Source organism: Pyrococcus horikoshii OT3 (genome assembly GCF_000011105.1).
Classification (GTDB): domain Archaea; phylum Methanobacteriota_B; class Thermococci; order Thermococcales; family Thermococcaceae; genus Pyrococcus; species Pyrococcus horikoshii.
This window is the reverse complement of the sequence record NC_000961.1, coordinates 206,460-218,846: the sequence shown is the minus strand read 5'-3', so window position 1 is coordinate 218,846 and position 12,387 is coordinate 206,460. Positions and strand designations below refer to the sequence as shown.

The 12,387-nt window shown below is 41.7% G+C and carries 10 protein-coding genes, 2 other RNA genes and 1 pseudogene; 6 read left to right on the top strand and 7 right to left on the bottom strand.

Going from position 1 to position 12,387, the window contains the following annotated elements; genetic code table 11:
• Window positions 1–12: 12 nt before the first annotated feature.
• Window positions 13–2,820 (top strand): annotated as a pseudogene (locus tag PH_RS01105) (STT3 domain-containing protein); the annotation flags it as partial.
• Between the two features lie 85 nt (window positions 2,821–2,905).
• On the opposite strand, the gene PH_RS09535 reads toward PH_RS01105, so the two are convergent.
• An RNA gene (locus PH_RS09535) (C/D box small nucleolar RNA) lies at window positions 2,906–2,963 on the bottom strand.
• A 108-nt stretch (window positions 2,964–3,071) separates the two neighbouring features.
• On the opposite strand from PH_RS09535, the gene PH_RS09530 reads away from it, so the two are divergent.
• Window positions 3,072–3,128: C/D box small nucleolar RNA (locus PH_RS09530), an RNA gene on the top strand.
• A gap of 99 nt (window positions 3,129–3,227) precedes the next feature.
• Complete coding sequence (gene asnS, locus PH_RS01100) at window positions 3,228–4,532, top strand: asparagine--tRNA ligase (protein ID WP_010884344.1); 1,305 nt, start codon at window positions 3,228–3,230, stop codon at window positions 4,530–4,532.
• 7 nt (window positions 4,533–4,539) lie between these two features.
• Here the strand turns inward: asnS and purF are convergent, their stop codons facing one another.
• Window positions 4,540–5,874 (bottom strand): amidophosphoribosyltransferase, encoded by a 1,335-nt coding sequence (gene purF / locus PH_RS01095; RefSeq protein ID WP_048053066.1) that lies wholly within the window; start codon window positions 5,872–5,874, stop codon window positions 4,540–4,542.
• 83 nt (window positions 5,875–5,957) lie between these two features.
• On the opposite strand from purF, the gene purC reads away from it, so the two are divergent.
• Window positions 5,958–6,662 carry a phosphoribosylaminoimidazolesuccinocarboxamide synthase gene (gene purC / locus PH_RS01090; protein WP_048053065.1) on the top strand — a complete coding sequence of 235 codons (705 nt, stop codon included), beginning with the start codon at window positions 5,958–5,960 and terminating at the stop codon, window positions 6,660–6,662.
• A 6-nt stretch (window positions 6,663–6,668) separates the two neighbouring features.
• Here the strand turns inward: purC and PH_RS01085 are convergent, their stop codons facing one another.
• Together PH_RS01085 and PH_RS01080 are read right to left on the bottom strand one after the other, a co-directional pair.
• Entirely contained in the window at window positions 6,669–7,469 is an 801-nt protein-coding gene (locus tag PH_RS01085) for a hypothetical protein (RefSeq protein ID WP_048053064.1), read from the bottom strand.
• The gene (locus PH_RS01080; protein WP_010884340.1) at window positions 7,414–8,106 is read right to left on the bottom strand and encodes a hypothetical protein; all 693 of its coding nucleotides are present in this window, start codon (window positions 8,104–8,106) and stop codon (window positions 7,414–7,416) included. The genes PH_RS01085 and PH_RS01080 overlap by 56 nt, the downstream gene beginning before the upstream one ends.
• Before the next feature lie 85 nt (window positions 8,107–8,191).
• On the opposite strand from PH_RS01080, the gene PH_RS01075 reads away from it, so the two are divergent.
• Window positions 8,192–8,809 carry a potassium channel family protein gene (locus PH_RS01075; RefSeq protein ID WP_010884339.1) on the top strand — a complete coding sequence of 206 codons (618 nt, stop codon included), beginning with the start codon at window positions 8,192–8,194 and terminating at the stop codon, window positions 8,807–8,809.
• Window positions 8,796–9,368: a potassium channel family protein gene (locus tag PH_RS01070; protein WP_010884338.1), complete on the top strand. Its 573-nt coding sequence runs from the start codon at window positions 8,796–8,798 to the stop codon at window positions 9,366–9,368. The genes PH_RS01075 and PH_RS01070 overlap by 14 nt, the downstream gene beginning before the upstream one ends.
• Here the strand turns inward: PH_RS01070 and PH_RS01065 are convergent.
• From PH_RS01065 to PH_RS01055, 3 genes are read right to left on the bottom strand one after another with little or no spacing between them, the layout of a single operon-like run.
• Complete coding sequence (locus PH_RS01065; protein WP_010884337.1) at window positions 9,357–10,292, bottom strand: radical SAM protein; 936 nt, start codon at window positions 10,290–10,292, stop codon at window positions 9,357–9,359. The genes PH_RS01070 and PH_RS01065 overlap by 12 nt on opposite strands.
• A complete protein-coding gene (locus PH_RS01060; protein WP_010884336.1) occupies window positions 10,282–11,445 on the bottom strand; it encodes an MFS transporter in 1,164 nt (387 codons plus the stop codon). The genes PH_RS01065 and PH_RS01060 overlap by 11 nt, the downstream gene beginning before the upstream one ends.
• A complete protein-coding gene (locus PH_RS01055; RefSeq protein WP_010884335.1) occupies window positions 11,445–12,362 on the bottom strand; it encodes an isoaspartyl peptidase/L-asparaginase family protein in 918 nt (305 codons plus the stop codon). Before PH_RS01055 ends, PH_RS01060 begins: the two co-directional genes overlap by 1 nt.
• Window positions 12,363–12,387: the final 25 nt, after the last annotated feature.

The window sequence follows — 12,387 nt, the reverse complement described above, 5'->3', positions numbered from 1 at the left end:
GGTGTTTAGGAAATGGTGAAAAGCAAAGTTAAGAAGGTTGAGAAAGGTAAAGAAGGTGAAGAGAAGAGAAGTACTTACGTTCTGCTCAAAAAGGTGCTGATACCAATTTTAGTATTTGGGTTCGCAATCTATGCATTTTACCTTCGCCACTTGACGGCTGGAAAATATTTTCCAGACCCAGATACATTCTACCATTTTGAGATCTACAAGCTAGTCCTAAAAGAAGGATTACCCAGGTATTATCCTATGTCAGATGCACCATTTGGAAGCTTAATTGGGGAGCCTCTTGGTCTATACCTTCTCCCAGCAGCCTTCTATAAAGTGGTTTCATTATTCGGTTATAATGAGCTTCAAGCATTCTTACTATGGCCTCCCTTCGTTGGGTTCCTTGGTGTTATAGCAGTTTATCTGTTGGGAAGGAAAGTCCTAAACGAGTGGACTGGGCTGTGGGGAGCAGTAGTACTAACGGTATCTACAGCAAACTTCTCAAGGACTTTTTCAGGGAATGCAAGAGGTGACGGGCCATTTATGGCTTTGTTCATATTCGCTTCAGTTGCAATGCTCTATTACCTAAAAGAAAGCAATAAAACTAGAAAAATTATATACGGAACTCTCTTCGTCTTATTAACTGTAATCTCATTGGGCGCATGGAACGGATCCCCCTTCGGCTTGATGGTTCTCCTGGGCTTTGCATCGCTACAGACGATAATCTTATTTATCTTTGGAAAACTAGAAGAACTCAAAAAGTTCGTAAAAGAATTCTATCCAGCATATCTGGCAATTTTAGCCTTTGGCTACGCCCTAACATTCCCCGGAATAGTAAAGATTGGAGGATTCATCAGATTCGCCTTTGAGGTGTTCCTAGGGCTAATATTCCTCCTTGTGATAATGCTCTACGGAGGGAGGTACCTAAACTACTCTGACAAAAAGCATAGATTTCTCGTGGTTACTATCATAGTTTTACTCGGATTTGGAGGGGCCTACGCGTACGTGGGACCAAAGCTCTTTAGATTAATGGGAGGGGCTTATCAGTCGACTCAAGTCTATGAGACAGTTCAAGAGCTTGCAAAGACAACGATAGGTGATGTAAAGGCCTACTATGGAGTTGAAAGTGGGAATGGACTAATATTCTTCCTCAGCATCCCTGGGCTTTTGATACTCTTAACAAAGTACTTATATGATCTGTTTAAGAAAGCGAAGAGTGACAATGAAACCCTATTCGCTCTGGTATTCTATACAATGTCCCTCTACCTGCTGTACCTGGCCGTTAGGTTCCTCTTCCTGGCAAGTTACGCAGTAGCACTTTTCTTTGGCATATTCATAGGATTCTCAATGGATGTTATAGAGAAGATGAAGGAGAACATCGGAATAAAGGCCGCACTTGGGATCGTGCTCTCCCTAATGATACTCGTTATCCCATTCGTCCATGCTCCAGTACTAGCTAGAAGTGCTAGGGCCTTAAAGAATACCGAGATAGAGGTCACAGGATGGGAGCAAGCCCTGAAGTGGTTAAGGAGTAACACGTCAAAGTATGCAACCGCAACATCCTGGTGGGATTATGGATACTGGATAGAGTCGAGCTTGCTGGGTAACAGAAGGGCGAGCGCTGACGGTGGACACGCCAGAGATAGGGATCATATACTGGCCTTATTTTTAGCTAGGGATGGGAATATCAGTGAAGTTGACTTCGAAAGCTGGGAGTTAAACTACTTCATAATATACCTCAACGACTGGGCTAAATTCAATGCAATAAGTTACCTTGGAGGGGCTATAACCAGGAAAGAATACAATGGAGATGAAAACGGAAGAGGAAGGGTTACGACAATACTACTAACCCAGGCAGCAGGAAACGTTTATGTTAACCCGTACGCTAGGATAGTAATAAAAGTTATCCAGCAAAATAAGACGAGAAGAATAGCCGTAAATATAGGGCAACTAGAGTGCAGCCCGATACTTTCTGTAGCATTCCCTGGGAACATTAAAATTAAAGGAAGTGGAAGATGTAGCGATGGTAGCCCCTTCCCATATGTCGTATACCTAACGCCTAGCCTTGGAGTTTTGGCCTATTACAAGGTCGCAACTAGCAACTTCGTCAAGCTAGCTTTTGGAATTCCAACATCAAGCTATTCAGAATTTGCAGAAAAGCTCTTCTCAAACTTTATACCAGTTTATCAGTACGGTAGCGTTATAGTTTATGAATTCAGACCGTTTGCCATATATAAAATAGAGGACTTCATAAACGGAACATGGAGGGAGGTAGGAAAATTAAGCCCAGGAAAGCACACCTTAAGGCTGTACATTTCAGCGTTTGGGAGGGATATAAAGAATGCAACGCTTTACGTCTATGCATTAAATGGAACGAAAATCATCAAGAGGATAAAGGTAGGCGAAATAAAGTACATGAACCATCTAGAGGAGTACCCAATAATCGTCAACGTGACTTTACCTACCGCTCAAAAGTACAGGTTCATCCTCGCCCAAAAAGGCCCAGTGGGAGTTTTAACTGGTCCGGTAAGGGTAAATGGTAAGATTACAAATCCAGCCTACATTATGAGGGAGGGAGAATCGGGAAGGTTAGAGCTCAAAGTGGGAGTTGACAAGGAATACACCGCAGACTTGTACCTAAGGGCAACCTTCATATACTTAGTTAGGAAGGGAGGAAAGAGCAATGAAGATTATGATGCATCCTTCGAGCCCCACATGGATACGTTCTTCATAACAAAACTCAAAGAGGGAATAAAGCTACGTCCAGGAGAAAACGAGATAGTGGTTAACGCTGAAATGCCAAAGAACGCTATATCCTCCTACAAGGAGAAGCTGGAGAAAGAGCATGGAGATAAGCTTATCATAAGGGGAATAAGAGTGGAACCTGTGTTCATAGTAGAAAAGGAGTATACAATGATCGAGGTCAGTGCATCGGCTCCTCATCACTCCTCAGAGTGAGGGAAAAACTCATCATCCCTCTTTTTATTTTTCGCTAAGATTAATAAATAATTCTCTATAATTTTTAACCGGCCCGGTTCCCGCCCTCTCCGGGGAATCGTGAACCGGGGGTTCCGACCGGGCCGACAGGGGATGAAGAGCTTTTGCTTTGCTGAGCAGATGATGACCACGCCCTTCGCTGACCTGCTATTTGACAATTTTTCCAAGAAATTTTGAACAAAGTATCACAAATAACCGAAGAACTTATATAGAATGCATATGGAAATTTGGCTCAGTGATGGATTATGATAGAGAAAGTTTACTGTCAAGAGGTAAAGCCTGAGCTAGATGGTAAAAAGGTCAGATTAGCCGGGTGGGTTTATACTAACATGAGAGTTGGAAAGAAGATATTCCTGTGGATTAGAGATTCCACGGGAATAGTTCAAGCCGTGGTTGCAAAGAACGTTGTTGGAGAGGAGACATTTGAGAAAGCCAAGAAATTGGGAAGAGAATCAAGTGTAATTGTTGAAGGAATAGTAAAAGCCGATGAAAGGGCCCCAGGAGGGGCCGAGGTTCATGTAGAAAAACTGGAAGTAATTCAAGCTGTAAGCGAATTTCCAATCCCCGAAAACCCAGAACAGGCGAGTCCTGAACTTTTATTGGATTACAGGCACCTTCACATAAGAACCCCAAAGGCTTCAGCTATAATGAAGGTAAAGGAAACATTGATCATGGCCGCAAGGGAATGGCTATTAAAAGACGGATGGCATGAAGTATTTCCCCCAATCTTAGTTACTGGAGCTGTAGAAGGTGGAGCAACACTATTCAAGCTTAAGTACTTCGATAAATATGCCTACCTAAGTCAATCTGCTCAGCTTTATTTGGAAGCGGCCATATTCGGACTAGAAAAGGTCTGGTCATTAACACCAAGTTTTAGAGCAGAGAAGAGCAGAACGAGGAGACACCTTACAGAGTTCTGGCACCTCGAGCTCGAAGCCGCGTGGATGGATCTCTGGGATATAATGAAAGTTGAAGAGGAGTTGGTTAGCTACATGGTTCAAAGAACCCTAGAGTTAAGAAAGAAGGAGATAGAGATGTTTAGAGATGACCTAACAACTTTAAAGAATACGGAACCTCCCTTCCCAAGGATTAGCTACGATGAAGCTATAGATATTCTCCAGTCTAAGGGAGTTAACGTTGAGTGGGGAGATGATCTTGGGGCTGATGAAGAGAGGGTACTAACAGAAGAGTTTGATAGGCCATTCTTCGTCTACGGTTACCCCAAGCACATAAAGGCATTTTACATGAAAGAAGATCCTAACGATCCAAGAAAGGTTTTAGCCTCTGACATGCTCGCCCCAGAGGGGTATGGAGAGATCATTGGGGGAAGTCAGAGAGAAGACGATTATGATAAGTTACTCAACAGAATACTAGAAGAGGGAATGGACCCAAAGGATTACGAATGGTACCTTGACCTTAGGAGGTACGGAAGCGTTCCCCACAGCGGATTTGGGCTAGGAGTTGAGAGACTGGTAGCCTGGGTTCTAAAGCTTGATCACATTAGGTGGGCAGCACTCTTCCCGAGGACTCCAGCTAGGCTGTATCCATAAAACTGAGCTAAACCTTAAAGTCAAAAGCCCACTCTGGATAGTTTCCAGTTAAACATGCCATGCAAAGCTTATCAGTCCCTATAGCCCTCTTAAGCCCCTCTACACTTAGGTAGGCTAGAGAATCAGCTCCAATCTCTTTCTTTATCTCCTCAATACTCTTCCAAGCTGCTATAAGCTCATGTCTTGTCGGAATGTCTATCCCCATATAGCATGGATACCTTATCGGGGGAGATGCTATTCTCACGTGCACTTCCCTAGCCCCCGCATCTCTAAGCATCTTCACAATGTTCTTCATCGTTGTTCCCCTTACTATTGAATCATCAACAAGAACTATCCTCCTTCCCTTAATGACTTCTTTAACTGGGGAGAGCTTTAACCTAACCTTGATTTCTCGCCCACTTGGCATTATGAAGGTTCTCCCGATATAGCGATTCTTTATAAGCCCCTCCATGTAGGGGATCCCACTCTCGTGAGCAAAACCCAAAGCTGCAGTTCTCCCTGAATCGGGAACAGCTATTACCACATCTCCCTCAGCTGGACTTTCCCTAGCCAATTCAACTCCCATTCTATAGCGAGCCCAGTAAACGCTTATTCCGTTTATAATGCTATCAGGTCTTGCAAAGTATATATACTCGAAGACGCAATATGCATGCTCGGATCTTCCAACTATCTTACTCTCTGCTTCCCCATCCTTAACTACAATAACCTCACCGGGAGATACATCCCTTATGTTAGTACAGAACATCCTGAGAGCAGAATCCTCGGAAGAGAAGTAATATCCATCCCCAGCTCCAAAACTCAGAGGCCTAAAACCCACAGGATCCCTAACGGCTATAAGCTTTCCATTGAACAACATTAAAACTGAATAAGCCCCTTTAACTTCTTCAAAAACTCTACTCATGGCTTCAAATTCATCCTTCAGCTCAGAGTAATGATTTAAAAAAGAGACCGCTATAACTTCCGTATCGATGGAAGAGCGAAATTTAAATCCTCTACTTTCATAAAACCTCCTTAGGGGAAGAAAATTTGTAAGCGTGCCGTTATGAGCTATAGATACCTTATACCCACAACATTCAACCTCCAGCGGTTGGACTTCTGAAAGGGAACCCGATGTTGAGTACCTAACGTGCCCTATCACGGGATTACCATTTAACCTCCGAATACTGCCCCCCTTAAAGACTTCGGAAACAAGCCCATGACCTTTAACCGTTCTTATATCCCCATCCCAGACACTAATTCCAGCCCCTTCTTGCCCCCTGTGTTGGAGGGCCATTAGGCCATAATAAGTCTTTTTAGTTGCATCCTGGGAATAAGCCCCAAAGATCCCACACTTCTCTTTCATGATTTCACCTCTCATCTTTTGCCAGATATATGTCTAAAAAATCTTAAAAGTATTATGATTTTTACATAAACATGGTGAAATTAATGGAAGTTTATGAGGGAAAAGCAAAGAAGATGATCCCAATTGACGATGATAAACTTATAATGGAGTTTAAAGATGATGCAACAGCATTTGATGGAACTAAGAAAGCAAGGTTTAAAGGAAAAGGATGGCTAAACGCTCAACTTTCAGTTATATTCTTTAAACTCCTGGAAGAGCACGGAATAAAGACCCACTTTATAGGTGTAGCAGGAGGAAATAGGCTCATAGTTGAGAAACTTGATATGTATCCGCTTGAAGTAGTGGTAAGGAACGTCGTTGCCGGGAGCTTGAAGAAGAGGCTACCACTACCAGAGGGTTATGAACTCCCCGAGCCAATAGTTGAGCTCTATTACAAAAACGATGAATTGCATGATCCTATGATTAACTACTACCATGCTAAGGTCCTTGGAATAAGTTTGGATGAGATAAAGAAGATTGAGGAGATTGCTCTAAAGGTCAATGAGATCTTAAAGGATTACCTTGCAAAAAAGGGGATTATCCTGGTTGACTTCAAGCTCGAATTTGGGAAGGATAAGAACGGGGATATAGTACTGGCCGATGAAATAAGCCCCGATACATGTAGATTCTGGGATGCAAAAACTAAGAGAAGCCTAGATAAGGATGTTTTCAGGTTTGATAAGGGAGATCTAATCGAGGCCTATAAAGAAATTTACGAGAGAATAACTGGAGAAAAGCCCGAATTTTAGCTTTATTTAGTAAAACCATATTCTATTTCCTTTCACTTTTAGGTAGCCAAGCGTTTGAAGCTCTTTTAAAAGATCTTCCAGGGCCTCCTCTTCAAAGTAGATCCTTAGATCTCCATGTTCCCCTCCGATCTCTATCGGTTCACTTGATAAGAGAAGGTCTATGAGCTCATCCTTCTTCCTAATATCCTTTACAAGGGATAAGATCAACTGAGATAATGCACTTTTAGCTATTCCAGCAATTGCTGATTCAAGAAGAGCTTCCTCATCAACGTATTCCTCAGCAATGTCAAGGGCCCTCTGAATAGCTTCTAGTTCAACTTCCATAATCTCAACATAATACCGCTTTAGAAGTTTTACCTCTGTAACTAACTTTCCTCCAACCCTTTCCAGATTTTCAAGGTCTTCAAGCACCTCATCTGCAGGTACCGAAAGTTCAATTTCTAACTCCTCAAGCGGAACATCTCTTAGGAGCTTTATTTTTCCATCATCGGAAAATTCAACACAATTATTTTCTACTAGGGCTTCTAGAACTTCAATAACTAAGGGCTCATCACTTATTTCCTCAAGGTTTAACTCTCTTGTTCTTAACTTACCCATTATCTCTGAATATACATTTTCAAATTGAGACAACCTCTCCAAGATCGACTCAATTTTCAAGTTTTTAAGCTCATTAAACTTCTTCCTTAGACTAATCATATGGTTAATTTCCCAATCAAGTTCTTCCTTCGGTTTATTCATTATACCCGCTTTGCTAAGCCTCTTCGATAATTCGCTCAGATACTCCTTTGACGGAACCTCTATTCTCATGATCCTCACCTAGGATACTTTCAAGTAACATTCTTATTGGCCCTCTAACTAAGTTTATAGTATTTTGCACCTCTAGGTTATCCACCTTATCCCTATGTAAATATAGGTAAAGAGCATATGCAACAACTTTAGGATCTCCCACGTTAGCATGCTCTAATGCCCGAGAAAAAAGTGGATCTTTGAGTATATCATCCGCCACGGCCCGAATTAGTTCCTCATCTCCCTTTTCAAGTCCTCCCTTGATTCTTTTATAAAACTTATTGGCTATTAACCTGTAGAACACTATTTTTTCTTGGATAGAATCTTCCTCAACTTTAGGACTGGATGTCAACATGAATAAAAAGAACACAAGGATAACCGTGACGACAATCAGGATAGAATAGTTAAGCGTTCCAAGCCCATATTTGTACCTGATGACAATTAAAAGAAGGATTTCAAAAAATAGGAAAACAGCGGTAGCTATAAGATAGTAGATTGAATATCTACTCTTCTTTTTTAACATATCCTCATATTTTGAGGAAAGAGAAGACTCTCCTTGCAACGCAACTTCTTCTAATACATTTGCCCTCTCTTCAAATTTCTTTATCTCCAAATCGATAGCCTTTAAGATATTCTCGCTAGTCATGGTACCTAACATTTGTTTTATGTTAACAAGTTAAAAACATTGATGAAAACTTTTTATAGAAACTAGGAATAACAACACCGGGAGGGAGCCAGAAAAGATGGAGGAGGTTGAGGAGTTTAAATATGAGCCAAAGAGCGTTAAAGAAATTTTCATTGAAATGAAAGATACCGTAGAATTAATGGTTGATCTCGCTTATGCGTCGCTGCTTTTTGGAGATAAGGAAATTGCTGAGGAAGTTTTAGAGCTAGAAGAAAGGATAGACCTCCTAAATTATCAACTCATGATGCATAGCGTTCTAGCTGCTAGAAATGTCAAAGAAGCAGAGCAGGTAATAACAATACTTCAAATAGCCAATGCCATAGAGGATATATCAAACGCCGCTGGAGATCTAGCAAAAATGGTACTCGAAGGTGTGGAACTTCACCCAGTAATTAAAGAGACAATACTAGAAGGAGAAGAGATAATTGGGAAGATACAAGTGTATCCCGAGTCAGTTATAGTTGGTAAAACCCTAGGAGAACTAGATCTAGCAACTAACACAGGTGTATGGATAATAGCTGTTAGAAGAGGAAAAAGATGGATATTTGGGCCAAATGAGAACTTCAAAATAAGGGCCGGAGATGTGCTAATTGGAAGGGGAACTAGAACTTCTATAGATCACCTTAAAGAAATTGCTAGGGGAGCGATAAGGGTGATCGGAAATGAAAGAGCTTGAGGAGATAAGGAGTTGCCTAATTGAGATGAGAAATCTATCTTCATTGATGATAGATTTAGCCCTATCCTCTGTAATGTACAACAGCGAGGAGATAGCTGAGGAAGTTTACTTACTTGAAGAAAAAATGGATGAACTCACACTAAAGGTCAAGAAACTCGCCCTTGAAGCTGCAAAAAAGATCGATGACCCGGAGAGCATGCTTAGCGTAATAGAGATGGCCAATATAAACGAGCAGATAAGTGACTCAGCCTATGAAATAGCTGATTTAGTGCTGAGAGATGTGGAACCCCATCCCATAATTAGGAAGATAATGCACGATGTTGAAGAGGAAATAGGAAGGGTAAGGGTGAACAAAGGCTCCATTTTAGTGGGGAAGAGTCTAAGGCAACTTAAGCTACCTTCAAAAATAGGAGTGAGAATTATAGCTATTAAAAGGGGAAATAGGTATATATACAATCCCCCTAGTAATGAGATAATTCGGGAGGGAGATACATTAATAGCTGTAGGAGCAGGAATTGACAAATTAAGAGAATTGGCCAAAGAGGAGTCAGAGGAATAATTCTCTCTTTATCTTTTCAAAATCATTTCTGGCCATCTCAAGGGAAGGGTAGTTATAAGGTTCCCTACCTGGCCTTTCGTTATAATAAGGCCTATTACACCAGGGACATCCGTAGGTTATGAAAGCGGATGGAGGAATATCATAGCTTGGAAGATGTATAAGATTTCCCCTCTCATCAAATTCAAAATCTGAAAATTCTACCTTGCCAGTTCTTATAAGGTAGTGAGCTGCCTGAATCTTCCTATACCTCTCAATTGATGGTGGGGGATAATTTTCCATCTGTGTCCCTTTCAGTGGTGTAAAGGCAAAGAGGGAAACTATACCACCTTTTTTATACACTCTGAATATCGTTTCAATTAAATCCCTATCTTTTTCACCCAGCCCAACAATTATATGAACAACACCCCTCCCCCTGCCAAACACGGACACTACATCTTCAAGGAACATCCACATATCATCCCAGGAATGCCTCGATATCTTCACATTCCTATAAATTTCCTCGCTAGCAGCATCTAACCCAATTCCAATGTAATCAACACCAAATTTCTTGAACTCCATGAGGATATCTTTAGAAACAGGCGTTATTGAAATAGATATTGGAGTCTTAAGAACGCTGAGCCTCTCTAGAATTCCCCAGATGTCATCTATTAGTCCTGGATAATCTATTGTTTGTAAACATACCCTTTTAAATGACCCATTGTGAAAATTCTTGATTACATCTTCGATGTTAAAAGCTGGCCAACTTATCCTAGAAAGCATCTTCAAATTGGCCTTGCTAGATCTAGCCTGAGCACAGAACTTACAATCATTTATGCATTTTCCATCATGATAAGTCATTAGGTAAGCGGTCGTGGGTTTGACTACTATCTTAGCTCTGATAAGGCCCATAGCTACGGCCGTTCCATATGAAACCCTAATTTTCATTCTTATCCCTCCAAATTACCGGGATATTAACGATTAGTAGGGAAAGTAGGGGTAGTAATGCAACCACTGGAAAGACACCTTCATAACCTGAAAGCTGGGCCACGTATCCAAGTCCCACTTGACCGCTTAGCATCCCTAAGTCAAAAAACATCGTATAAATACTTGAACCCATCGTTCTTATCCTTCCAGGTAATTTAGCTAAGGCCATGTACTGCAACGCTGGATACGTTAATCCGAAGCCAGCTCCCGATATGAAGGCAACTAAGTAGGAGTGAGGAGGAAACTTAAACTTCACGAGTAATGCGTATGAGATAAGGATCATCCCCACACCTATTCTAGCAACTGGAATTGGACCAAACCTATCAGCACTTCTCCCCCCAACCACCCTAGTCAGGAAACTTGAAACTCCCATAATCATCATATAAAGGCCGAATATTCCTTGTCCTAGACCGGAAACCTTATACAAAGCAGGCAAAAACGTTACAACGCCAGAATACGCTACAGATATGAAGAACAAACTTAAGCATGCAGTTATAAAGAATACCCTTATTAGTTCTCTATAGCCCGAACGTTCCTCACGTTTCTCAAACTTAATTTCACCAACTTCTCTCCAAACGGCAAGAACGAAAATTGCTCCGATAATAGAGAATAGGATAGCCAATAGAAAAGCTGAAACGAAACCAAATCTATCCGAGACGAACCCACCTATCCCTGGTCCTATTATATTTCCCAGGGAAAACATCATTCCCCTCCAACCTAGGGCCTCTCCAACCCTACCCTTTGGAGCTAAGTCTACAGCAGAAGAAAGGGAGGATGGGAAAAATATTCCCATTCCAACCCCATGAATCGCCCTACCTATAGCAAAGATAAAGATACTATGAAACATTGCCGAAATTATATAGAATACACCAGATATAATTCCAAGGATATTTCCCAGGAACATCGCATGAAATCTATATCCCCTATCCCCTATATAACCCCCGAAGAGCTTCGAGACGAGGGATACACCGCTTGTAACACCAGCAACGAGTCCAACTAAGAACGGCTCCGCTCCAAGGGTTATAGCATACGGTGAGATGAGAGGGTTAAGTACACTTATACCAAGAAAGAAGAAGAGCGTTGAAAAGTTAAGGAACCACAAGTCCCTTAGCACTAAACACCAGCCTCCGGTTCCTCCATACCATCTTTCATATAAGCATAGCTCATATGCTTCGTATTCTTAGCGAACCCAACGTTACCGGCTGCATCTACCATTATTATCCCCATAGTATCCTTCCCAAAGTACTTTGTTGCAAGAGAGATTGCCGCATTGCTGGCTGCTTGAGCATCCATACCAAGTCTGACGAAGTCGGTTGCGGTTTTCGCCAATGCAAGTCTTATTGCAACCTCTCCTAGTCCAGTACAAGACGCTCCAGCAACTTCATTTGCATAAGTTCCAGCCCCTATTATGGGAGTATCACCAACCCTTCCAAACATCTTCAAAAAAACTCCCCCAGTTGAAGTTCCTGCAACTATTTCTTCCCCGTCAAAAGCTACGGCCCCAACGGTACTCCTCAAAACTTCTGGATACTCTTTTATAAGCTCACCAAGCTTTTTCCAGTACTTGATCTCACCTTTCATTAGCTTTTCCTTTAGTTCTTTCCACTGCTCAATCCTTTCTTCCGTTATTGGATTGTATTCAGGGAATCCCATGAGTCTAGCAAACTTTACTGCACCTTCCCCAACAAGGAGTACATGATCAGTCTTTTCCATTACCTTTCTTGCAACACTTATCGGATTCTTAACTCCCCATATCCCGGCCACAGCTCCAGCTTCTAGCGTCTTCCCTCTCATTATTGCAGCATCCATTTCAACTTTTCCATCGATCGTGAGAACGCTCCCAGTTCCGGCATTGAATATAGGGTTATCCTCAAGAACTTTAATGGCTTCCTCCACAGCATCTAAAGCAGATCCCTTCCTAAGTTCTTTCCACCCAACAATAACGGCTTCTTTTACTCCCTCAATAACCTTTGGTATCCTTTCTTCTTTTTTTATTGTTCCAGCACCCCCATGAACGATGATAGCTACCATTGCCCATCCCAAAATTGAAAGGATA